The following is a 23,162-nucleotide window of genomic DNA, read 5'->3' as shown; positions in this document are numbered from 1 at the left end:
GCGGCGTCCAGGGCGCTCAGCCCTGGTCACGCAGGTACTCGATCGCCTGCTCGCGCATCTCGGTCTTGCGCACCTTGCCGGTGACGGTCATCGGGAACTCGTCGACGACCCGCAGGTAGCGCGGGACCTTGAAGTGCGCGATCCGCCCGGCGCAGAAGTCGCGCAGGCCCTCGATGGTCAGCGCCGGCGCTCCAGGGCGCAGCATCACCACCGCCATGACCTCCTCGCCATACCGTTCGTCGGGCACCCCGATGACCTGGGCGTCGACGACGTCGGGGTGGGTGTACAGGAACTCTTCGATCTCGCGCGGTGAGATGTTCTCCCCGCCGCGGACGATGAGGTCCTTGATGCGACCGGTGATCTGGACATAGCCGCATTCGTCCATCACGGCCAGGTCCCCCGTGTGCATCCAGCCGTCCGCGTCGATAACCTCGGCGGTCCGCTCCGGGTCGTTCCAATACCCGGCCATCACCGAATAGCCCCGCGTGCAGAACTCGCCCGCCACCCCGCGCGGCACGGTGTGCCCGCCCGTCGCGTCCACCACCTTGACCTCCAGATGCGGGCCCACCCGGCCGACCGTCGCGACCCGCCGTTCCAGTGAGTCGTCGATGCGAGTCTGGGTTGATACCGGCGATGTTTCGGTCATGCCGTAGCAGATGGAGACGCCCGGCATGTGCATGCGCTCGATCACCTTGCGCATCACCTCGACCGGGCACGGCGAGCCGGCCATGATCCCGGTGCGCAGGCTGCCCAATTCGTAGTCGTCGAAATCTGGCAGGCCGAGCTCGGCGATGAACATCGTCGGAACGCCGTAGAGGCTGGTACAGCGTTCGGCCTGCACCGCCCGCAGCGTAGCGGCGGGGTCGAAACCCGGCGCCGGAATCACCATGCACGCGCCGTGGCTGGTTGCCGCCAGGTTGCCCATCACCATGCCGAAGCAGTGATAGAAGGGCACCGGGATGCAGATCCGATCCCGCGCGGTGTACCCGAGCAACTCGCCGACCAGGTAGCCGTTGTTCAGGATGCTGCGGTGGGTCAGCGTCGCCGCCTTCGGGTATCCCGTTGTGCCGGAGGTGTATTGGATGTTGACCGGGTCGCGGCAAACCAGGCCGGCCGCGATGTCCGCCAGCCTTGTCGGGTCGGCATCGGTGGCGGCCAGCTCGGCCCAGCGCTCGCCGTCCAGGAGCACCACGTCGCTCAGGTCCGGGCAGTGCTGAGCCACCTCGCGCAGCATGGCGGCATAGTCGGTAGTCTTGAAATCGCGGGCGGCGATCACCATCGCGACCCCGGATTGCCTTAGCGCATAGTGCAATTCGCGTTCCTGGTAGGCCGGGTTGATGGTGACCAGCGTCGCGCCGATCTCGGCGGTCGCGTACTGGACGAGCACCCACTCCCACCGGTTGGGCGCCCAGATCCCGACGCGATCGCCCCGGCGAATTCCGGCACCCACCAATCCCGTTGCCAACCTGCGCACGGAGGCCAGCAACTCGGCGTAGCTCCAGCGTTGCCCCGCGGCCATGTCGACGAGTGCGTCGCATTGCGGATGCTCGGCGGCCGTGGCGGCGAGGTTGGCCCCGATCGTCGTTTCGAGCAACGGTGGATCGCTCGGCCCCCGGTCGTATGAAAGGTGTGCCACGGCGCCTCCGGCTTGTTCGGTTACCAACCGTAAACCCTTCTCGGACATCTGTAACCGGGCCGCTCGTGCTAAGTTAGTGACGATTAACCGAACGGACGGAGGCCCGCCGTGACTGCATCCGCGCCAGAGGGCCAGGCCGACGCCCCAAATCGCCGGAGCCAGTTGAAGTCCGACCGGCGCTTGCAACTCCTGTCGGCCGCCGAACGGCTCTTCGCCGAGCGCGGCTTCCTCGCGGTGCGCCTGGAAGACATCGGGGCGGCCGCCGGGGTCAGTGGCCCGGCGATCTATCGCCACTTCCCCAACAAGGAGTCGATGCTGGTCGAGTTGCTGGTGGGGATCAGCACCCGCTTGCTCGCCGGCGCCCGCAGCGCGCGAGCCCGCAATGCCGACGCGACGGCCGCGTTGGACGAGCTCATCGACTTCCACCTCGACTTCGCCCTCGGTGAACCCGACCTGATCCGGATCCAGGATCGGGACCTGGCCCACCTGCCCGAGGCCGCCGAAAAGCAGGTCCGCAAGGCGCAGCGTCAATATGTCGAGGTTTGGGTGGGTGTACTGCGTGAGCTCAATCCCAAGCTGGCCGAGGCTGACGCCCGGCTGACGGCCCACGCGGTGTTCGGCCTGCTGAACTCGACACCGCACAGCATGAAGTCGGCGGACGATACGCGGTCGCGACCGGCTCGCGCGACGCGGTCACGCGCGGTCATGCGGGCGATGACGGTTGCGGCGCTCAGTGCTGGCAATTCCTGCCCCTGAGTCGCGTACTTCGGAGTCTCACCGCCGAACCGCCCGGCCCAGGTACCCTGCAAGCCATGAGGTGGACATGAACGATCCACGTCGACCCGAGCGGTTTAGTCCCCCTCTATCGGGGTCAGGACCGGCCGGGCGGCAGGGTTACCCGTATCCGCCCGTCGACCCCGCATATGCCGACCAGGCGGGGCCCTACGCGCCCACCTACGGCGGGTATGGCTCGCAATGGACCTCCGGTGTGAACGACACCAAACAGTTGCCCGGCTACTGGCAGCAGGAGCTGCCGCCGTCGGGTGAGGCACCGCCCGAGGGGGCCGCGCCCCCGGCGCCGGGGGGCCGGAAGCCGCCGCGCTGGTTGTGGATCGGCGCCGGTGTGGCGGTGCTGTTGGCGGTCGCGCTGGTGATAGCGCTGGTGCTGGTCAACGACGCGATCAGGAATCAGACCGTTGTTCCGCCGCTGCCAGCCATGCCCGGTTCGACCTCGGAAACGCCGACGCCGAGCCCGTCGACCCGGACGACCCCGCCGTCGCGCACCTTCCGGCCGTTGCCGCCGCCGACGGCGTCGGGCGCGCCGCCCGAGACGACCGGCCCGGTGGAGATGCAAGACGTCGTCTATAACGTCACCGGCGAGGGCCGCGCGCTCAGCATCGTCTACATCGGCACCGGCGACATGTTGCAGACCGAGTTCAACGTCGCGCTGCCGTGGAGCAAAGAGGTCAGCCTGTCCAAGTCGGCGGCGCACCCGCCGAACGTCACGGTCGTCAACTTCGGCCACAACGTCACCTGCTCGCTGACCGTCGCCGGGGTTCAGGTGAGCCAGCGCGAAGGGGTGGGCCTGACGGTCTGCGACGCGCGCGGCTAGGCCTACGCGGGCTGGCCGGCGCGCGCCGGAACCCGAACCACCAGCATCGCCACCAGTCCGGCGGTCAGCACCAGACAGATCCCGGCAATCCCGGCACGCACGGCGCCGAAGACGTCGACGAAGACGGAGAACAGCCATGGCGCCACGAACGCGACGGCACGTCCCGTCATCGTGTAGAGGCCGAAGGCGACGCCCTCCCCGCCGTCCTTCGCCAACTGCAGCAGCAGGGCGCGCGACGACGCCAGGGAAGGACCGACGAACATGGCCAGCAGCAGTCCGCAGAGCCAGAACGCGTGCGGACCGGACACCGCCATCATGGTGGCCGACACGGCGATGAGCGCGACCAGCGACCCGACGATCACCGGTTTGGATCCGATCCGGTGGTCGACGAACCCGCCGGTCATCGCGCCGATCGCGGCCACCACGCTGGCCGCCACGCCGAACACCAGCACGTCGGCCTGGGACAGGCCGTACACGTTGACGCCGAGCACCGCGCCGAAGCCGAAGATGGCCGCCAGCCCGTCCCGGAACAGCGCGCTGGCCCCCAGGAAATAGACCAGGTTGCGGTCGCGGCGCCACTCTGCGCGCACCTCTGCCCACAGCTTGCGATAGCCGCCCAGCACGCTGGCCGGGCGCGACGTTTCGCCGGAGTCCGGCAGCCGGTGGGCGACGAACAGCAGCGGTAGCGCCAGCACGGCGAACCACGCCGCGGTCAGCAGCATCGCCGCCCGGACATAGAGCCCGTCGTGGACGGGCAGGTGCAGCAGCCCGCGCTCCGGGCCGGTTCCGGCGATGAACCCGAAGTAGACCAGTAGCAGCAGGACCACGCTGCCGGTAAACCCCGACGCCGCGCCGAAGCCGGAGATGCGCCCCGCCGTCTGCGGCGTCGAGACCTGACGCAGCATGGCGTTGTAGGGAACCCCGGCGAGATCACCGCACGCGGCCGTGGCCGACAGCAGCACCAAGCCCGCCCACAGATAGCTGGGATCGTCCCGGATCAAGAACATCGAACTGGTCGACGCGACGGCGAGACCGCTCAAGACCGTCAGCACCACCCGCCGACGGTGCGGGGCCTCCACCCACACCCCCACGACCGGCGCCAGCACCGCGATGGTCAACCCCGCGACCGCGAGCGACCGACCGAGCCAACTCGCCGGCGAGGTGCCACCGGACATTCCGGCCCCGACGCTGCCGGTCAGGTAGACCGAGAAGACGAAGGTCGCCACGATCGCGTTCATGCCGAGGGAGCCGCAGTCGTACAGCGCCCACGCCACCACCTGCGATGGCACGGGCCCGACGACGTCCGGCCCTCGCTGACTCATGCTCGGCACTCTATTGGGTGCGAGGCTGTCTACCATGGGCCGCATGCCGGTCCCAGCTCCCAGTCCCGACGCGCGCGCCGTTGTCACCGGGGCTTCGCAAAACATCGGCGCGGCGCTGGCCACCGAACTCGCCGCCCGCGGGCACAACCTGATCGTGACCGCGCGCCGCGAGGACCTGCTCAACGACTTGGCCACCCGGCTGACCGACAAGTACGGAGTCGTCGTCGAGGTGCGCCCCGCCGACCTGGCCGATCCGACGGAACGGGCGAAACTTTGCGACGAGCTCGCCGGCCGGCCCATCTCGATCCTGTGCGCCAACGCGGGCACGGCGACGTTCGGTCCGGTTGCGGGCCTCGACCCCGCGGGCGAAAAGGCGCAGGTGCAGCTGAATGCCATTGCCGTGCATGACCTTACGTTGGCGGTGCTGCCGGGCATGGTCGAGCGCAAGGCCGGCGGCATTCTGATCTCCGGTTCGGCGGCGGGCAATTCGCCGATCCCCTACAACGCCACCTATGCGGCCACCAAGGCGTTCGCCAATACGTTCAGCGAATCGTTGCGCGGCGAACTGCGCAACTCCGGTGTGCACGTCACGCTGTTGGCGCCGGGGCCGGTTCGCACCGACCTCCCCGATGAGGCCGAACGGTCCCTGGTGGAGAAGCTGGTACCCGACTTTCTGTGGATCTCGACGGAGCACACCGCACAGATTTCCTTGGATGCGTTGGAGCGCAACAAGATGCGCGTGGTGCCCGGCCTGACGTCGAAGGCCATGTCGGTGGCCAGCGGGTACGCCCCTCGCGCAATCGTCGCGCCGATCGCGGGCAGTTTCTACAAGAAGCTCGGCGGTGGGTAGCGGCTACTTCCGGCGGCGGCTCTCCAGTTCGTCGCGAAGGGGTTCCCTGTGTCGCCGCCCATGGCGCGCAGGCTCGGAACCATTCCGAACTCTCGCCCCGAGTGCGGCGCGCCGGTCTCGGGCGTGTGTTCGGGGTCACCGAAGCCGTATCCGCCGAACGACCGGCCACGCCCGGCGAACCCCTTAGACTTCCCCCCATACGGGGAGCGACGCGGGTATTCTGCACAGACAGTGCATTTCGTTCGGGGGGAGATGACGAACATCGCCGAGATGCAGCGCGGTCCGACCAAGACACGGACCCGTCCCGAAGACATCCGGGCACACTACGACCTCTCAGACGACTTCTTCGCGCTGTTCCAGGACCCCAGCCGCACGTATAGCTGCGCCTACTTCGAGCCGCCGGATCTCACCCTCGAAGAGGCGCAGTTCGCCAAGATTGACCTCAACCTCGACAAGCTGGACCTCAAGCCGGGGATGACGCTGCTGGACATCGGCTGCGGCTGGGGCACCACCATGAAGCGCGCCGTCGAAAGGTTCGACGTCAACGTCATCGGCTTAACGCTGTCCCACAATCAGCACGCCCACTGTGAACAGGCCCTCAGCGCCATCGACAGCACTCGGTCGCGCGAGGTTCGGCTGCAGCATTGGGAAGACTTTTTCGAGCCCGTCGACCGGATCGTATCGATCGAGGCCTTCGAGCACTTCGGGCACGAGAACTACGGCGACTTCTTCAAGCGGTGCTTCGACATCATGCCGGACGACGGTCGGATGACGATCCAGAGCAACGTCAGCTACCACCCCTACGACTTGGCCGCCCGCGGCAAGAAGCTGACCTTCGAGACGATGCGATTCATCAGGTTCATGATCACCGATATCTTCCCCGGTGCGCGGCTGCCGTCAACGTCGATGATGGTCGAACACGCCGAAAAGGCGGGATTTTTTGTGCCAGAACCGGTTTCGTTGCGTCGGCACTACATCCGGACGCTGCATCTCTGGGGTGACGCGCTGGAGTCCAACAAGGAGAAGGCCGTTGAGGTCACCTCCGAAGAGACCTACAACCAGTACGTGAAGTACCTGCGCGGTTGCGAACATTACTTCTCCGAGGAGATGTTGGACTGCATTTTGGTCAGCCACCTCAAGCCGGGGGCCGTCACGCCCTCAGCTGATAAAACGCCGAATTTGCCGTAGGCGCTACTTCCGGCGGCGTCCGCCGGTGCCGAAGATCGCTTTCACCGCTTCGCGGATCGCGGTGTTGATGCCGCTTTTCACCGTCGGGTTCTTCAGGACTTCCTCCCACATGGCCGGACCCTTTGGTTCCCCCGGCTCCACGGGAGCCGGCATCGGCGGAATCGGCTCGTTCGGTGGGACCGGCGGGTAGTCGGACTGGGCTTGCGGAACTTGCGGACCGGCCTGGTGCTGCGCCGGTTGTTGAACCGTTTGCCCGTACTTGCCCTGCAGCGCACTGTCTTTGGCCGCGGCGGCGATCGCGTCGGTGCCGATCGAGGCCATCAACGAACGGGGTACCCGCATGCGTGTCCACGCGACGGGGGTCGGTGCGCCCTTTTCGGACAGCACGGTCACGACGGCCTCGCCGATCCCCAGCGACGTCAGCGCCGACTCCAGGTCGTAGACATCGGTTTTCGGATAGGTGCGCACGGTCTTGGACAGAGCCTGCTGATCGTCGGGCGTGAACGCCCGCAACGCGTGCTGCACCCGAGCGCCCAGCTGAGACAGCACGTCATTGGGTATGTCGGTGGGTAGCTGGGTGCAGAAAAAGACACCGACACCCTTGGAGCGGATCAGCTTGACGGTCTGTTCGACCTGCTCGAGGAACGCCTTGGACGCGTCGGCGAACAACAGGTGCGCCTCGTCGAAGAAGAAGACGAGCTTGGGCCGGTCCACGTCGCCGATCTCAGGGAGTTTGGCGTACAGGTCGGCGAGCAACCACATGAGGAAGGTGGAGAAGATGACGGGACGCACCGACTGACCGGTGAATTCCAGCAGCGAGATGATGCCCTGGCCCTGGCCGTCGGCGCGCAGCAGATCGTTCGGGTCGAGCTTGGGCTCGCCGAAGAACGTGTCGCCACCCTCGGCGTCTAGGTTCACCAGCGCCCGCAGGATGACGCCCGCCGTCGTCGCCGACACGCCGCCCAGGGACTTCAGGTCTTCCTTGCCCGCGTCGCTGGTCAGGTAGCTGATGGCGCCGCGCAGATCGTCGGTGGTGACCAGCCGCCAGTCTCGACCCTTCGCCCAATGGAAGATCAACCCGAGGGTCGACTCCTGGGTCGCGTTGAGCCCCAATACCTTTGACAGCAGAACGGGCCCGAAGCTGTCGACCGTCGCTCGTATCGGCACGCCGATTCCCTTGGTGCCCAACGAAAGGAACTCCACCGGGAACGCCGTCCCCGTCCAGTCGTCGCCGGTGTCTTTCGCACGCGCGGCGGTCTTGTCGTTGGCTTCTCCGGGCCGGGACAGCCCGGACAGGTCGCCCTTCACATCGGCCATCAGCACGGGCACGCCCGCGGCGCTGAGCTGTTCGGCGATCAGCTGCAGCGTCTTGGTTTTGCCGGTTCCCGTCGCCCCGGCCACCAGCCCGTGGCGGTTGACGGTGACCATTGGGATGCGAATCTGCGCGGTCGGGTCCGCCGCACCGTCGACGACGACCGTGCCCAATTCCAAAGCCTGGCCTTGGACGGCGTAGCCGCTGGCGATCCGCTGCGCGGGTGTCGCCGCTGATTCGGTGGTCATCGTGCTCGCCCCTCTTTCCGAGTCGCGCCCGTCCGGTCCGGCACACTCACACTACTTCCCAGGCCCCGGCAGAGGCAGAGCTCAAATGCGCATACGCTGAGCGCTGTGCGCGACGAATTGGTGTGGATCGACTGCGAGATGACGGGGCTGGACCTGGCCTCGGACAAGCTGATCGAGATCGCGGTGCTGGTCACCGACGCCGAGCTGAACGTCCTAGGCGACGGGGTCGATGTGGTGATCCACGCCGACGACGCCGCGCTGTCGTCGATGATCGACGTGGTCGCCGAAATGCATTCGCGCTCGGGGCTCATCGACGAGGTGAAAGCGTCCACCGTCGACCTGGCGACCGCCGAGGCGATGGTGTTGGACTACATCACCACGCACGTCAAGCAACCCAAGACGGCGCCGCTGGCGGGCAACTCGATCGCCACGGACCGCTCGTTCATCGCCCGCGACATGCCGAAGCTGGACTCCTACCTGCACTACCGGATGATCGACGTCAGCTCCATCAAGGAGCTCTGCCGGCGCTGGTATCCGCGCATCTACTACGGACAGCCCGCCAAGGGGCTCACGCACCGAGCCCTGGCCGACATCCACGAATCCATCCGCGAACTGCAGTACTACCGGCGGACCGCATTCGTGCCCCTGCCGGGGCCGTCTACCAGCGAAATCGAGATGGTGGTCGCCGATCTCCAGGACGGAGAGAATCCAACTCAAACGATCGATTCGGAGACCGAGCCACCGAGCGGCTAGTATCGATGGTCGCCGCTCGTTGGCCCAATGATGGGTGCCGGCTCGCGGCAATGGTGGCTGTAGTTCAGCTGGTAGAGCACCAGGTTGTGATCCTGGGTGTCGCGGGTTCGAGTCCCGTCAGCCACCCCACTGGTCAGGGGGTTTTTCCGCCCTCGGCTTCTTACTTTGCCAGGGCACTTTGCAACGCTATTGCAACCTTGGTCGCACTAAGGTGTCAACAAATCCGTGTCTGTTCCCTCAGTCAGTGACGATGCGGCCCAGGCCTGCCATCAAGGCTCAGAACATGCTAAATCCCCGAGGGCATCAGGTGTACGCCAGCGGAAGCACCATGCACGGGTCGTGCCCACCGACAGTTCCTATTGTCGTCCGCGAACGATGTGGAGCGCGAGCAATAAGGGGTCGCGATAGCGAGAGGTCTGGCGGTCGATGGCAGTTCGGAAATCGTTGGGCGAAGACATGCCAACATCCGAGAATCCGGCGAGTAGCCAGGCCTTCTTTGGACTCACGCTGAACCTCCCCCCGCATCGAGTCATGCGGGCCGCGTCCACAATCCAGCTGCACCCGGTGCAGCCTCACCAACGCAGCCAAATTGTGCGGCGTGACGTTTCCGGTGTGCCTCGCGCAGAACTGTGCCGATGGTTGTCCCGTTGCCGGCAACCCCATCGTGAAGACGTTGTAACAAGAGTGAATAGGATTGAAACGTCCTAATAGGAATCGGCAACTTCAATCGGGCCTGCGTTAGTCTTGCTGATTAACTACCATTCTCGTCAACTGGTCGATAGGGTCGCGGATGTCAGACGGGCCACCACTTTTCCATTGGAAATATATTCTCCTCGCAGTCGGGTTTGGCGCGATCTGCGTTACAGCGACGTTGTTCGTGGTCAACGCGGCGTCGGGCTTCTCAGTGTCGCCTACCCTGCCAAGGGTTTCAACTCCTGCGACAACGACAAAAGCCTCAGCAACGACGAGCACTACGCCTTCCGATCAAACAGTCGCTGTCACACTTCCGCCGAGCAATGCAGATAGCCGCACCGTAAGCGTCGCAATTCCTCAGCACATCATCGACAAGTTGGGACCGCCCAGCGACAGCGGTATAGCGAAGATTGTCGAGCATGTCTGGCCCGGGGCTTCTGCATTAATCGGCGCGTTGACCGCTGCCGTACTGACCTATGCCGCGACCAGCCGAAAGAACAAGCAAGATCAAGATGCGGCCAACAGAGCCCGCGAACACGCGGTCGAAGACCGCAACGAACTCCGTCGGCAAGCGGTCGAAGACCGCAACGAACTCCGTCAGCAAGCGGTCGAAGACCGCAACGAACTCCGTCAGCAAGAGATCAGGGCCAACACCCTCAAACGTTGCGCGGAAGTTCTCGCGGCTGGTCGGCTGGTAGCTATGGAGACGCGGAAAACGTGGATCCTCTGCGCCAACAAGGCGCCACGCGACGAAATAGAAGCGAGCCTCTCGAAGCTCGATCCCGTGGTTCGAGACTGGCACATAGCATACGAAACGTTTCTCTTGATAGTGCCCCCTACAGCCAAAGCCTCACTTATCGAGTACCGGGAGTCCTTGAACAAATACGTTCAAAGTGCCACGCGCTGGAGGGGCGACTATTTAGCAGCGATGCTGCCGGGAGGGCGCCCCATTCCACAGGGAAAGCACACCGCCATCAAGTGCAAGAGATTCGAAAATGCCGCGTTTGCTAAGCGTGACGCCTTTGTCGACACCATGAATGGGCACTACAACGACGAAGCCACGCCCAGCGCCTAAGAATGCCCTTCTTGGCAGCTATGCATCGCGCGGGCGTGTTCGTGCTCGAGGCGTGGCCTAGGCGCTCCTGGACCACTTTGGGGTTCTCTCCGCTTCGAGCAACACCGTTGCGTGAGTGTGGCGGAGGCCGTGCAACGTGATCTCCGGCAACGAATCTGCCCCGAGCGCCTTGCGCGCCTTCGTCGCCCTCCGCGTGAGCATCTGCGAGAGCGCGTTCGGGTTGCGCGATAACCCGTCGAGCGAGCCGAACACGTACGCGTCAGCCCGGAATGATTCAGCCTTCGAAGCCCCGCGCGAGTTCAGGTTGAGCGAGTTCTGACCTGCGCCAAGTGGGCCGCCAATAGGCATCCGACTCCGCTGCACGGCGGCGCCGAACTTCGGCGTATTCGTCTATTTCCCTTTGGCGTTCGAACGCAGCAAGTTCGGCGTCGCGAATCGCTTCGTTAAGCCGGACTGAAGCGCCGTCTGCGTCGAGTATCGGGATGCCGAGGCGACGCGCTGTGACGTGTCGAGAATCAGTCGCATCGGGTGTTGAGGTTGCGAGCCACTGCACGGTCTTCGTGATGTTCACGGCGAGCTTCGCCCCGTACGCTTCCGCCTGTTCGCGCAAGGCGACCATCACGGCGTCTTCCCCGATGATCGCGACCCGGAACCCGCGCAGGTATCGGGCGTTGGGCGCGGGCTCGGGGTCGGCTAGCTGGGTGATGACTTCGCTAATCTCAGCGGCGAGCACATCAAGCCCAAGAGCCTCGGCCAGCAGGTACATTTCCCGACGCTTCGAGCGCGTCAAATCTTTGAGCGCAGTGTTCCTCTCGTTGGCAAACGTCGCATCCCACGCCTCGCGGTGCAACTCTCGCAACTGGGTGCCGGTGAGTCCGGTCGAGGTAGCCGCGGCGCTTAGCTGGCGTACCTCCTGCATCGTGAGCAAGCCGTCTAGGAGGCACCCGCTGAGCAGGCGTTCATAAGTTGTCGTCGCAAACGGATCCCCGGCACGGTGCCTTGGCGATTGCGGATAGGCGGCAAGTAGTTCGGCCATCGAAGCCCTGGCGAGATCAACGGGCCGGCATTTGATCTGGCAGATATCGAAGACATCAGAAGGTGCGCCGCGGGGAAGCAAACTGAGGTACAGCGGTGTGGGGGCGGTGCGGACTAGCCAGTGAAACACCTCTTTTACCGCACGCGCGTCGCCGAGTGCTGTATGCCTGAAGTTCGTGAACTCTCCGGTCGCGGTCTTGTGCATTGCGACGAGACTGAACGACCTGCCTTCGAGCAGGCGCCGGCAGGCGTCCAGGGTGCACACACCGATTACGTCAGGCAATGTGATTCCCGCTTGCGCGGCCGCCTCCGATAGAAAGCCTCCTTCGAACTGAAAATTATGGGAGACGAGCACCGTCCCAGAGATAAACGCGAAAGCCTCACAGAGGACGTCTTGAATACGCGGTGCTCCCTGGAGATCAGACTCGGTTATGTGATTGATCGCCGCGGCGTCGTCTTTGACAAATGGCGACGCGACCAGAGTCGCGAACTCATCGAGCACAACACCATCGGCCGTGAACTTGACTAGGCCGATCTCAAGGATTCTGTCCGCGGCCGGGTCCAGCCCGGTGGTCTCAACGTCAACTGCTGTGTAAATGGTGCGAGCGGCCGGAAAGCCCGTTGCCTTGCGCGTGAGCCGCGCTGTCGTGATCTGGGGAGCCGGACGACGTTTCCTCGACGGTGGATAAGCAACCGGAGGGGAAATCGGCGCTGTATGCGCTGTCCAGGCGCGGCCGTCCCACCATCGCCACATGCGCTGATTAGACGGGTCCTGATACCAGCCGGGCGGCGGAAGTTGTCTCAAGGTTCGCAATTTCCTGCCGAGCCGCAGCTAAATTCTGCCCATAGCCTCGGGTACCACCCTCGCGCTGAAGTCACAGGCAGCACCATAGCGACCCGCCCGTGCCGAAATTCCCGTTCTCGGTTAGGAATCGGCTAGGGGTTCATCGCCGGTAAGAATGGCAGGACTCTCCCGGCCTCGGGCTCGAAGCCCCACTTCACATCTTGTGGGCGGGGGGTCAACCAGTAAGCATTGCTCGTTCATCCAACGAACGATGCAACGCCGACGTGCATGAGGATGTCTCAGCAAGCACCGCGATGCATTGATGGTGCTGCACCGTTGCTGGTGCTTTATGCACTGCAACGTATCTGGCGCAACCGCGTAGGGGAGTTCGAGTCCCGTCAGCCACCCCAACAGGCCGGAGGGCGTCTCGTCCTCCGGCCTTTTTTGGCAAGGGTGCGGTTATCCCGGCGCCAGCGGCCGTTTCAGCGTGCAGACGATGCTCCACTCGAAATAGTGGTCGCCGCCCTTGTCGTAGTCGCTGAAGTGGCGGGCGACCTGGACCCGTTGCACCGAGGAGCCGACGATCTCCCAGCCCTGTTCTCCGTAGACCTTGGACTGGCGGGCCGCCTCTTCGATCACGGCGTCCAAAGACTCGTTCGTGTAATGGACGAAGGTGGTCTCCCAACGCTGCGGGTACCAATTGCCGTCCGACGCCAGCCACCAACCGGGCCCGGGAGAAGGGGTGCTCATGGCCCGGCACCCTACAACGTTCAGGTCGCGGACGAATGAATGAAACGTGAAAGACGCATTGCCGAGCCGCCGGAACGGGTCGCCAGGTTAGGTATTGGCGTTACCGGCCTGCCACACCGGCCACGGGACGTTCCAGTCGCCCAGTCCCTCGGTGCCCGGCAGCGTCGATCCCACGGTGTGGACCACCTCGACGATGTCGCCGCTCTTGCTGTGGTCGTAAAACCACTCGGCGTTGCTCGGGCTCACGTTCAGACAGCCGTGGCTCGTGTTCGTGTGGCCCTGGGCGCCGACCGACCAGGGGGCGGAATGCACGAAGACGCCGCTATACGAAATCTGCGTGGCCCACTCGACATCGGTGCGATACCCGTTGGGCGAGTTGACCGGCACGCCGTAGGTCGAGGAGTCCATGATGATGTGCTTGTACCGGCCGCCGACGATGTAAAAGCCGTTTGCCGTGGGCGTGCTGTCCTTGCCCATCGAGGTCGGCATCGTCTTGACGACTTCGCCGTTGACGCGCACGGTCACCATCTTGGTGTTGTCGTCGGCCGTCGAGATCACCTCGTCGCCGATGGTGAAGTGCGTCTTGACGTTGTCCTCGCCGAACATCCCGTCGCCCAGATCGACGCCGTACGTGTTGACCGCCACGTCGATGGCGGTGCCCGACTTCCAGAAATGCTCTGGGCGCCAACGCACCTCGCGGTTGTTCAGCCAGTAGAACGCTCCCTCGACAGGCGGGTTGGTGGTGATGACGATCGCCTTCTGCGCCGCGGCTCGGTTGGTGATGTTCTCGTCGAAGCGGATCGCCACCGGCTCACCGATGCCGACCACCTCACCGTCGCCCGGCGCCACGTAGGGCATCGTCAGGTGGGCCGGTGAACTCGTCTGGAAGGTCATCTGCCGGGTCGCGGCCCCACCGAGGCCCAGCGCCTTCACGTTCAGCGTGTAGCGCCGGTTGTAGCCCAGTTGGTCGGTCGTCGACCAGCGCAGCCCGTCGGGGCTCAGCTGCCCATTGACCGTCTTGCCGTTCTCGTTGACCATCGTGACCGACCCGATGACACCGTCGGCAACGCTGACCGTCACCGGCGCGTCCACCGTGACGCCGACGGCGCCGTCCGTCACCGAGGTGGTGAGCTTGGGGACCAGCAGGTCGGCGAACGGGGTGCCCTTGTCGAAGATGACCTTCGCCGGCGCCGCGGTGTGACTGCTGCTGCAGGCAACGGCGACGACAGCAAACACGACCATGGCGACAGCCACCCATGATCGACGTCTGCGCAAAGGCGTCATCGAGCGACCTTCCAATTCGATCGGCATATTCGGTCACCGCTGACCAGAGTGGAAGCATTGTAATGGGTTTTTGGCCGCTCACAATGCGCCATGCGAACGGATTGCGCACTCCGCCTGGGAAACCCGCGGACCGCCGGGCATGCGATTAGGCCGGTTGGCTGACCTGGCGCCGGTGGCCGGCCTCGACGCCATCGCGGGTCACGACGGCCTCGACACGGGCGAGCTTGAAAATCGCTGCCGTCATGACCAGCGCCGCGACCACCAGGGCGGCTATGCCGGCGCGGCCCGCGTTCAGCGTCTCGCCGAGGACGACGACGCCCAGCACCGCCGCCACCACCGGCTGCGACATCTGCAGCGTGGGCATCGAAGCGGTCAGGGGCCCGGCCCGGAACGCCGCCTGACTCCAGACCACGCCCCCCGCCGCGGCCAGCACGCAGGCGTACAGCTCTGGGGTTCGGGCCACCGCCCACCCGCCATCGCCGAGCCGGGCGACGACCTCCTTGGTGAGCACCCCGAAAACACCCCACAGCGACCCCGACACGAACGCGAACAGCGCGGCGGCCATGGCACCACCCCGAATCCGGCCAGCCACGACGCACGCCACCAGCAGCGGCGCAAGCACGACACCCACCGCCAGCCAGGTTCCCAGCGGGGCACTCGAGCGACCGGCTCCTGGGTTGCCGACCACCACGACCACGACCACCGCGGCGGTCAGCAAGCCACCCCAGATCCACTCGCCGCCGGTCACCCTGCGATGCCACGCGCGCGCGTTGATGGGCAGCGCAAACAGCAGCGAAAGCATGAGCAGCGCCTGCACCAGCAGCACCGACCCCTTGCCCAGGGCTGCCGCCTGCAACGCGATGCTCGCGATGAGGAACAGCGCGCCCCACCACCACCGCCGGTTGCGCAGCAGGGTGGCGAGCAATGCGATGTGGCCGATCGACCTGTCATCGATGCAGTGCGCCGCCCGTTGCTGCAGCACGTCGCCGATGGCGATGCAAAACGCGGAGCTCAACGCCAGGACGGCGGCGCTAACCACGCTCTGTCACCGCCCGCGTGGGCCACCTCCTGATCCGGGGCTGCCGCGGCGCGTGGGCGTCGTCAGCCCAACGGCGCCGGCCAACCTTGGCGGCGTCGGCCTCCCCCGTCGCCAACCGTTCGCGCAGCCGAACCAACGGCCGGGGCGCCCACCACGTCCACCGGCCGAGCAGGTGGATGAACGCGGGTACCAGGACCATCCGCACCAGGGTGGCATCGGCCAGCACGGCAAGCGTCAGGCCGACACCGAGCATTCGCATGAACGAGACGTGCGCGGGGATCAGCGCGGCGAATGAGATCGACATCACCAGCGCGGCGGTGGTGACGACCCGGCCGATGCCGGCCAGGCCCAGCGCCGTGCTTTCGTCCGTGACCGCATGCGCCTCAGCGGGATTCGGTCGCTCCTCGCGGGCGACGGGAGAGGCCAGCCAGTACTCGTGGATCCGCGAGACCAGGAACACCTCGTAGTCCATGGCGAGCCCAAATGCGATGCAGAACAACAACACTGGGATGTTGGCGTTCAACGTCCCGTTCGGTGTGGTCCCGAATGCGCCGAGGTGCCCGTTCTGGAAGATCCATACCATCGCGCCGAACGCCGCCGTCAACGACAACACATTGCACACGAGCGCCTGCAGCGGTAGCACGGCGCTGCCGGTTAGCAGGAACAGCAGCATGAACGTGATGACGGCGATGAGCGCCAGCACTGCCGGCAGCCGCAGGGTGATCGCGTCGACGCTGTCGCGGTTGATCTGCGCCAGCCCGGTCATCTCCACCGACCGCCCGCCCGGCCCGCTGACCGCGTGCAACCGGTCGAGCTGGGTGTTCGACGCTTGCGAATACAGCGGCGCGGTGGTGGCCACGGTGAGGAACGCGCTGCCGTTGGCCATGCCGGTGGCCGCGGCGGGCGGCCCGGCCAGGGATCCGGCCACGAACATCCCGGTGGGCGCCGTGACGGCGGACACGTCGGGTACGCGCGACAGCGCGGCGGCGTAACGCTCTAGGTCGGCGGTTGTCACCCCGCGGGCATCGGGGAGGACGACGGATATCGAGGTTCCTAATCCGTTGCCGAAATCGTTGTCGAGCATGTCGGCCACCTGGCGCGCCGACGCCGAGCGGGGCAGCACGCGCTCGTCCGGGAAGCCCCACTTCACCCCCAGGAATGGGGCGCCCAGCAACAGCAGCAGCGCGACGACGGCCAGGCCGACCGGCAGGGCGTGGCGCAGCACGAACTTGGTCGACCGGTACCAGAACAGCGAATAGACCGGCTTGTGGGCATGGTCGCGCCACGACTTCGACCGCGGCGGCACCCGGCGCGCGAACCACCGACGGACGTCGAGCGCGTCCAGCCGGGGACCCAGCAGCGCGATCGCCGCCGGCGTCACCACCACGGTGGCGATCGCCACGATCACGGCGGTGGCCACGATGGTGTAGGCGGACGATTTCAAGAAGTACATCGGGAACAGCGCCATCACGGCCATCGACAACCCGACGGTGGTGGCCGAGAACAGCACGGTGCGGCCGGCGGTGGCCATCGTCCGAAACAGCGCTCGATCCCGTTCGCCGGAGCGTGCCAACTCCTCGCGGTAGCGGCTGATGATCAGCAGGTTGTAGTCGATCGCCAGGGCAAGACCCATCGCGATGCTCAGGTCCAGGGCGTACGTCGATACGTCGGTCGCGAAGCTGATCAGCCGTAACACCGACATCGTGCAGACGATGACCAGCCCGCCCACGCCGATCGGCAGCGCTGCGGCCACCACCCCGCCCAGCACCCAGACCAGCACCGCGAAGCTCAGCGGGATCGCAATGGACTCCATCAACAGCAGGTCGCGCGCGTTTTGGTCATTGATCTGGGCATACGCCACCGCCATGCCGCCGGCGCGCACGGTGACGCCGTCGCGGTCGTGCACCAGCTCGCGGGCGAGGATGCTGGCGTAATCCTGCGCGTCGTTCTCGCCGCCTTTCAGCCCGGCCACGATCAGGCCGGACGACCGGTCCTTGCTGACCAGCTGGGTAGCGACCTGCGGCGGCGACGTCCATGCCGAGGACACATTCAGCACCCACGGCGACCGTTCCAGATGGTCGACGATGTCGGTGGCGACCTGGCGCGCCGGGCCGCTTTGGGCGCCGGCGGGGTCGGTCACGGCGATCAGCATCTGCTGATCGGTTTGGTTGAATCGGTCCCTGAGCAGGGCGGTCGCCCGCGCGGATTCCGACGTCGGGTCCTGGAAGCCGCCGCCCGACAGGCGGTCGACCACCGGTATTCCGAAGATGGCGGCGCCTATCAGGATCAAGAGGGTAGCCGCGATGATGCGACGCGGCGCGGCAATGGCGAGCCGCGTGATTCCTTGCAGCATGGGGTATGGCTATACCCAGACCAGGGCCGTCCGACCCACCCCGCGGTGGGTTGCTCGCGTCAATTGACGTTTGACGGTCCGACACCCGGGTATCGAACGAGAGCGGGCCCCCGGTATAAGGATTCGGCGTCCGGAGCGCCGATTCGGCTGGGCTAGAAGCGGATTGGACCACCGATGAACACGACCGACGACGCGATCATAATTAGGCATCCGACCGAAAATGACTGGCAGGCGGTCTATGAGAATCAGGCTCGCACTTTCGGGGATCCGGTGGACCCGCGCGCCGTGGAAGCATGGAAACGCCGCGTCGAACTCGAAGACATCCTGGTAGCCGAGGATGTCTCGGATCCCGAGCATCCGACCGTGGTGGGGACATCGATCATCTATCGCGCCCGGCTCACCGTGCCCGGTGGCGGCAGCCTGCGGGCCGCGTGGCTGACCATGATCGCGGTCGCGTCGACGCACCAGGGAACGGGGATTTGGGCGCAGCTCAGCGCGCAGGGTCTGGGAAAGCTTCTCGAGCGCGGTTACCCGATCGTCTGCGGAGTTCCCACTCAGACCGCGATGTACGACGGTTTTGGCGCCGGCGTGGCGAGCTACGCCCACTGCTACTCCATCGACCGCCGCTTCGCGAAATTGCGTAACACACCAAGCGGCAACCGGGCGCGCGAGGTCAACGCCGACGAGGCGAAGGAACTACTGCCCGGAATCTACGAACGGTGGTGCGCGGTCACGAATGGCGCGGTTGAGCGCGACGACGCATGGTGGGCCGACTTTTTGGAGGACAGGCCCACCCAGCGGGGCAACGGGTCAGCGCTGAACTTCACCGTTCACCCGGACGGCTTCCTGGCATATCGCGTCGTCGGTGCGGGCAAACATGCCTTTCGGCCGCCGTTCGGCTCCGTGCTCGTCGAAGACTTCTGCCCCGTCACGGACGAAGCTCACACCGAGCTGCTGCAGACGCTGTTGGTGTTGGAGATGTTCGACAACATCGAGATCGACGTGCCGGTCGATGATCCGCTTCGGCTCAAACTGCGCGACCAGCGCACCGCCCAAACTACGGGGATGAGCGATTTTCTGTGGGTGCGGATCAACGACGTGCCCGAAGTGCTTGGCGCACGCGAGTACTCCGCCGACACCGGCCTCGTGCTGGAGGTCACAGACCCGCTCAACCTCGCCGGCGGACGATTCCAGCTGCAGACCCGTGACGGCGCAGGCAAATGCACGCCGCACGAGGGGCCGGCGGACGTCGAAATCGGCCTGGCCGAATTGTCGACCATCTACATGGGGGCGCATCGCGCCTCCGAACTGGCGCGAGCGGACCGCCTCACCGAACTGCGCCCGGGTGCCATCCGCGAACTGGACGCCGCGTTCAGCACCGAGCGGGCGCCCTACTGCGGGACGCTGTTTTGATAGTTCTTGGCGAACAAGACCTTTCCTACGCCACCGGGCGGCGGACCCCCGCCTCGCCGCTCAACCGCTATCCTGGGGGGACATCGGGATTTCGCTTGGCGGCAGCACGCCTGTTATTGTCGCCTACGCGGTCTCGGCCGTAGACGGCGCCGTTAGCTCAGTTGGTAGAGCAGCTGACTCTTAATCAGCGGGTCCGGGGTTCGAAACCCTGACGGCGCACTTTGAACAGACGCGTCTCAACGACGCCTCAACCTGCAACCGGCGTGCCCTCCCGGTCGCTACTCTGCACTTCCGCGTGCCGCGGCTGGTACAACAGCGCGCGAACCAGCGGGCGCGGCCCGACGGACCGCAGCATCTGGCTGGCGGGGCGGACGCGTACCCGTTTCGGCCACCAGAACCAACGTCCCATCACCGTCATGATCGACGGCGTGATGAGCGATCGCACGACGAAGGTGTCGAACATCAGGCCGAGCCCGATCGTGGTGCCGAACTGGCCGATCGCCCGAAGGTCGCTGGTGATCATCGTGGCCATGGTGACGGCAAACACCAGACCGGCGGCGGTCACCACCGGGCCGGTGAGACCCATGCCGCGAATGAGACCCGTTTTCAGACCCGCTCCGATCTCTTCCTCGATTCGCGACACCAGCATCAGGTTGTAGTCCGATCCCACCGCCAAGAGCACGATCAACGCGAATTCGGTTGCCACCCAGTGTAACTCGAAATTAAGGAGGTGCTGCCAGATGAGCGTCGAGAATCCGAAGGCGGCCCCCAGCGACAACACGATCGTGCCGACGATGACGCCTGCAGCGACCAACGCACGGGTGACGATCACCATGATGATGAAGATGAGCACAATTGAGGCCACCCCGGCGATCATCAGGTCGAACTTGGCGCCGTGGGCGATGTCGTTGAACGTCGCCGCCGTACCGCCGAGGTAGATGTCGGCGTTCTGCAGCGAAGTGAGTTTGATCGCCTCCTTGGCCGCCTGGCGCTCCTGCTCGACCGACGCGATTCCCTTCGTCGTCGCCGGATCCACGGCGTGGGTGATGATGAACCGGGCAGCCTTGCCGTCCGGCGACACCATCAAGCTCAACCCCAACTGGAAGTCCGGGTTCTTGAAGATTTCGGGCGGCAGGTAGAACAGGCTCTCGATCTGAGAGTCGTTGAAGGACTTGCCCATTACGGCGTTCGTGTCGGTCAGCCGATCGAATTGATCGACCAGGTTGTCGAACGTGCTGTAGATGGTCAGTGTCGTGTCGCGGATCGCCTTACTGACGGCAATATTCTCGGGAATGATCGCCAGCAGCTCACGGGTGGCCTTTGCGGTGTCGGACAGATCGCCGGTGAGGGCGTGGAACTTTTCGGCCAGCTGATCGAATCCGTCCAGCGCGTCGAACAGCGATCGCAGCGACCAGCAGATCGGGATGTCGTAGCAGTGCTTCTCCCAGTAGAAGTAACTGCGAATCGGTCTCCAGAAGTCGTCGAAATCAGCGATGTGGTCCCGGATCTCGTCCGTGATCGCCGCTGTCTCCCCCGTGGTTTTCGAGCTGTCCTCCGCGGCGGCCGCGAGCTTCTGGGTCACCGCGTACTGGCGCTCCAACAGCGCGATCTGAGTGTCGAGGAAACCGGTGATCTTCTTGATATCGGCGACGCGGTCTTTGAGGTAGTTCAGGTTGCTGCGGATCGGCGCGGTTTGCACGCTGAGCTGGAACGGGACGGACCCATCCTGGATCGGCGGCCCCAGCGGTCTGGTGATGCTCTGCACCCGTTCGATGCCGGGCACTCGGAAGATGGCTCCGGCAATCTTGTCCAGGACCAGCATGTCGGTGGGGTTACGCAGATCGTGGTCCGATTCGATCATCAGCAGGTCCGGATTCAGCCGGGCCTGGGTGAAGTGACGATCAGCCGCGTCGTATGCCTGCACTGAGGAAGCGCTCTTGGGTAGGTAGTACAGGTCGTTGTAGCGCGGGTTGAAGCCCATCAGCCCGATGGCGCCGACAATCGCCAGGATGACGGAGGTCGCGAGGATGGGCGCCGGCCACCGCACGATGGCTGTCGCCAGGCGGCGCCACCGGGTGTAGTTGAACTTGCGCTTCGGGTCGAAAAGGCCGAAGCCGCTTGCGACTGCGATCAGCGCCGGCGTCAGGGTCACCCCGGCGGCCACAACGACCAACAGACCGATTGCGCACGGGTATGCCAGCGAATTGAAGTAGGGCAGTCGAGTGAAATGCAAACAGGCCAGCGCGCCGACGATCGTCAAACCCGAGCCCAGCACCACCTTGGTGACCCCGGCGAAGGTGTCGTAGTAGGCGGCTTCGCGATCGAGTCCCCGCTCGCGACCTTCCTGGTAACGGCCCACCATGAAGATCGCGTAGTCGGTGCCGGCCGCAATCGCCAGTGCCGTCAGCAAGTTGACGGCAAACGTCGAAAGCCCCATGATGCCGGTGTCGCCCAGCAGCGCCACGACGCCTCGGCCGGTGGCCAGTCCGACGAACAGAATCACCATCGTCAGCAGCACAGTGCCGATGGACCGATAGACGAACATCAGCATGATCGCGATGATGATGACGGTGATGATCGTCATCTTGAACAGGCTCGCGTTACCCACGACGATCGTGTCGTCGGTCAGGGCCCCCTGACCCGCGACGTAGGCCTTCACCCCCGGAGGGGGTGTCGAGTCCGCGACGATTTTGCGAACCGCGTCGACCGACTTGTCGCCGACAGCGCCGCCCTGGTCACCGCGCAGGTTGACCTGGACGTAGGCGGACTTGTGGTCGTAGCTCTCGACACCCGAGGCGGTGAATCGCTGTCCCCAGAAGTCGAGCGCATGCTCGACATGCTTGGTGTCCTGCTTCAGCTTCTTGACCAGATCGTCGTAATAGCGGTGGGCGTCCTGGCCGAGCGGCTGGTCACCGACGAGGGTCACCAGGACGAGGTTGTCGGAGTCGTACTCCTTGAACTTCTCCCCGATGTGCTTCATCCCGGTCACCGAGGGCGCGTCGGATGGCGAGAGCGGCACCGAGACGTCCTCGGCAACTTTCTCCAACTGCGGGACGAACACGTTGACGCCCACCGCAATCAACAGCCAGATCACTACGATCGGCAACGCCAGAACGCGGATGGCGCGGGCCAGACGCGGCTTGTGCTCGACTTCGGCACGTTGCGCGACGGGTATCTCGTCCGTGTCGCTCGAGTTATCGGTCACGCGGATTTGTCCAAGCAGGAGACCTGCGCATCACGCGTGTTGACCTGTTGCTGATCGACCAATTTGCCATCGACGGTGATCCGGCAGCCGATCGAGGGGCCGTCGCCTTGGGCGACGACGTACGCGAAGATGCCGGGCATTTCCGCAACGATCGTCTGCGACCACGGCAACGTGGTGAAGTTGGCCTTCTGCGGTTGCGCGTCGGCATCCATCCAGTTGACGACGCCGGTTGTCCCTGGTGGTCCCAGGATTTCGTAAATGGCGGTCTTGGCCGCATACGGCGGGGTCGCGTCGCGCGGGTCGGGCTTGGGTAGGCCGGGTCCCGGAAAGACGCCGCTGAGGCGCTGCACCGCAACGCCGCCGATGACCACTGCCACGACAACGACCAGCGCAACCCATGCCCGCTTGAGTAGCCTCAACACCGTCCCCTCCGACTAGGAATGTGCCACGGGTTCGCCGAATCGGCATCTCGGCGCCCGCGCAATCGCTAGCCAACGCCATGACGGTCGAGTTAATTCCTGCGTGGTGCGCGGTCGCCTCCGAGCCGCACGGCAACCGCACCGCTCGTCGTACTCCAGCTGGCCAGTTTGCTGGGCGACGACCCAACGGC

The 23,162-nt window shown here is 65.2% G+C and carries 17 protein-coding genes and 2 tRNA genes; 9 read left to right on the top strand and 10 right to left on the bottom strand.

The window, feature by feature from the left end:
* Positions 1-16: 16 nt before the first annotated feature.
* Complete coding sequence (locus N415_RS05940; protein WP_239645459.1) at positions 17-1,636, bottom strand: AMP-binding protein; 1,620 nt, start codon at positions 1,634-1,636, stop codon at positions 17-19.
* A gap of 108 nt (positions 1,637-1,744) precedes the next feature.
* On the opposite strand from N415_RS05940, the gene N415_RS05935 reads away from it, so the two are divergent.
* The gene (locus tag N415_RS05935; protein WP_081665088.1) at positions 1,745-2,392 is read left to right on the top strand and encodes a TetR/AcrR family transcriptional regulator; all 648 of its coding nucleotides are present in this window, start codon (positions 1,745-1,747) and stop codon (positions 2,390-2,392) included.
* Positions 2,393-2,459: 67 nt separating this feature from the next.
* A complete protein-coding gene (locus N415_RS05930) occupies positions 2,460-3,248 on the top strand; it encodes an MmpS family transport accessory protein (protein ID WP_068178372.1) in 789 nt (262 codons plus the stop codon).
* 2 nt (positions 3,249-3,250) lie between these two features.
* On the opposite strand, the gene N415_RS05925 is transcribed toward N415_RS05930, so the two are convergent.
* Complete coding sequence (locus tag N415_RS05925; RefSeq protein ID WP_068178231.1) at positions 3,251-4,570, bottom strand: MFS transporter; 1,320 nt, start codon at positions 4,568-4,570, stop codon at positions 3,251-3,253.
* 43 nt (positions 4,571-4,613) lie between these two features.
* On the opposite strand from N415_RS05925, the gene cmrA reads away from it, so the two are divergent.
* Entirely contained in the window at positions 4,614-5,420 is an 807-nt protein-coding gene (cmrA, locus tag N415_RS05920) for a mycolate reductase (RefSeq protein WP_068178369.1), read from the top strand.
* Positions 5,421-5,672: 252 nt separating this feature from the next.
* Complete coding sequence (gene mmaA4, locus N415_RS05915) at positions 5,673-6,608, top strand: hydroxymycolate synthase MmaA4 (protein WP_152531263.1); 936 nt, start codon at positions 5,673-5,675, stop codon at positions 6,606-6,608.
* 3 nt (positions 6,609-6,611) lie between these two features.
* Here the strand turns inward: mmaA4 and N415_RS05910 are convergent, their stop codons facing one another.
* Entirely contained in the window at positions 6,612-8,168 is a 1,557-nt protein-coding gene (locus N415_RS05910; RefSeq protein WP_068178228.1) for a helicase HerA-like domain-containing protein, read from the bottom strand.
* A 105-nt stretch (positions 8,169-8,273) separates the two neighbouring features.
* Between N415_RS05910 and orn the strand changes: the two genes are divergently transcribed.
* The 3 genes from orn (at position 8,274) to N415_RS31315 (ending at position 10,689) form a co-directional block, all read left to right on the top strand.
* Positions 8,274-8,921 (top strand): oligoribonuclease, encoded by a 648-nt coding sequence (gene orn / locus N415_RS05905; protein ID WP_067155274.1) that lies wholly within the window; start codon positions 8,274-8,276, stop codon positions 8,919-8,921.
* A gap of 53 nt (positions 8,922-8,974) precedes the next feature.
* Positions 8,975-9,050 (top strand) — tRNA-His (locus N415_RS05900).
* A gap of 661 nt (positions 9,051-9,711) precedes the next feature.
* Complete coding sequence (locus N415_RS31315; RefSeq protein WP_152531257.1) at positions 9,712-10,689, top strand: hypothetical protein; 978 nt, start codon at positions 9,712-9,714, stop codon at positions 10,687-10,689.
* 274 nt (positions 10,690-10,963) lie between these two features.
* Here the strand turns inward: N415_RS31315 and N415_RS05880 are convergent, their stop codons facing one another.
* From N415_RS05880 to N415_RS05860, 5 genes are all read right to left on the bottom strand, one after another.
* A complete protein-coding gene (locus tag N415_RS05880; RefSeq protein ID WP_161630278.1) occupies positions 10,964-12,529 on the bottom strand; it encodes an exonuclease domain-containing protein in 1,566 nt (521 codons plus the stop codon).
* Positions 12,530-12,967: 438 nt separating this feature from the next.
* Entirely contained in the window at positions 12,968-13,258 is a 291-nt protein-coding gene (locus N415_RS05875; RefSeq protein ID WP_067155278.1) for a hypothetical protein, read from the bottom strand.
* Positions 13,259-13,345: 87 nt separating this feature from the next.
* Positions 13,346-14,569: an Ig-like domain-containing protein gene (locus tag N415_RS05870; protein ID WP_193376411.1), complete on the bottom strand. Its 1,224-nt coding sequence runs from the start codon at positions 14,567-14,569 to the stop codon at positions 13,346-13,348.
* Positions 14,570-14,687: 118 nt separating this feature from the next.
* A complete protein-coding gene (locus N415_RS05865; protein WP_068178213.1) occupies positions 14,688-15,581 on the bottom strand; it encodes a DMT family transporter in 894 nt (297 codons plus the stop codon).
* The gene (locus tag N415_RS05860) at positions 15,574-17,934 is read right to left on the bottom strand and encodes an MMPL family transporter (protein ID WP_068178208.1); all 2,361 of its coding nucleotides are present in this window, start codon (positions 17,932-17,934) and stop codon (positions 15,574-15,576) included. The genes N415_RS05865 and N415_RS05860 overlap by 8 nt, the downstream gene beginning before the upstream one ends.
* A 174-nt stretch (positions 17,935-18,108) precedes the next feature.
* On the opposite strand from N415_RS05860, the gene N415_RS05855 reads away from it, so the two are divergent.
* Complete coding sequence (locus N415_RS05855) at positions 18,109-19,347, top strand: GNAT family N-acetyltransferase (RefSeq protein WP_068178205.1); 1,239 nt, start codon at positions 18,109-18,111, stop codon at positions 19,345-19,347.
* Positions 19,348-19,493: 146 nt separating this feature from the next.
* Positions 19,494-19,566 (top strand) — tRNA-Lys (locus tag N415_RS05850).
* A 28-nt stretch (positions 19,567-19,594) separates the two neighbouring features.
* On the opposite strand, the gene N415_RS05845 is transcribed toward N415_RS05850, so the two are convergent.
* Together N415_RS05845 and N415_RS05840 are read right to left on the bottom strand one after the other, a co-directional pair.
* On the bottom strand, positions 19,595-22,552 hold the full coding sequence (locus N415_RS05845; protein WP_068178203.1) for an RND family transporter: 2,958 nt from the start codon (positions 22,550-22,552) through the stop codon (positions 19,595-19,597).
* The gene (locus N415_RS05840; protein ID WP_193376413.1) at positions 22,549-22,971 is read right to left on the bottom strand and encodes an MmpS family transport accessory protein; all 423 of its coding nucleotides are present in this window, start codon (positions 22,969-22,971) and stop codon (positions 22,549-22,551) included. The genes N415_RS05845 and N415_RS05840 overlap by 4 nt, the downstream gene beginning before the upstream one ends.
* Positions 22,972-23,162: the final 191 nt, after the last annotated feature.

Origin of the sequence: Mycobacterium sp. UM_CSW (assembly GCF_000455205.1) — a bacterium.
Lineage (GTDB): Bacteria > Actinomycetota > Actinomycetes > Mycobacteriales > Mycobacteriaceae > Mycobacterium.
Note: the sequence above shows the minus strand (reverse complement) of the source record. Positions and strands in the feature narration are given on the sequence as shown.

What these genes read in the sequence shown, in the direction of transcription:
- N415_RS05930 (WP_068178372.1), top strand. Translation starts at nt 2,460, where the DNA reads ATGAACGATCCACGTCGACCCGAGCGGTTTAGTCCCCCTCTATCGGGG.
- N415_RS05925 (WP_068178231.1), bottom strand. Translation starts at nt 4,570, where the DNA reads ATGAGTCAGCGAGGGCCGGACGTCGTCGGGCCCGTGCCATCGCAGGTG.
- cmrA (WP_068178369.1), top strand. Translation starts at nt 4,614, where the DNA reads ATGCCGGTCCCAGCTCCCAGTCCCGACGCGCGCGCCGTTGTCACCGGG.
- mmaA4 (WP_152531263.1), top strand. Translation starts at nt 5,673, where the DNA reads ATGACGAACATCGCCGAGATGCAGCGCGGTCCGACCAAGACACGGACC.
- N415_RS05910 (WP_068178228.1), bottom strand. Translation starts at nt 8,168, where the DNA reads ATGACCACCGAATCAGCGGCGACACCCGCGCAGCGGATCGCCAGCGGC.
- N415_RS31315 (WP_152531257.1), top strand. Translation starts at nt 9,712, where the DNA reads ATGTCAGACGGGCCACCACTTTTCCATTGGAAATATATTCTCCTCGCA.
- N415_RS05875 (WP_067155278.1), bottom strand. Translation starts at nt 13,258, where the DNA reads ATGAGCACCCCTTCTCCCGGGCCCGGTTGGTGGCTGGCGTCGGACGGC.
- N415_RS05870 (WP_193376411.1), bottom strand. Translation starts at nt 14,569, where the DNA reads ATGCCGATCGAATTGGAAGGTCGCTCGATGACGCCTTTGCGCAGACGT.
- N415_RS05860 (WP_068178208.1), bottom strand. Translation starts at nt 17,934, where the DNA reads ATGCTGCAAGGAATCACGCGGCTCGCCATTGCCGCGCCGCGTCGCATC.
- N415_RS05855 (WP_068178205.1), top strand. Translation starts at nt 18,109, where the DNA reads ATGAACACGACCGACGACGCGATCATAATTAGGCATCCGACCGAAAAT.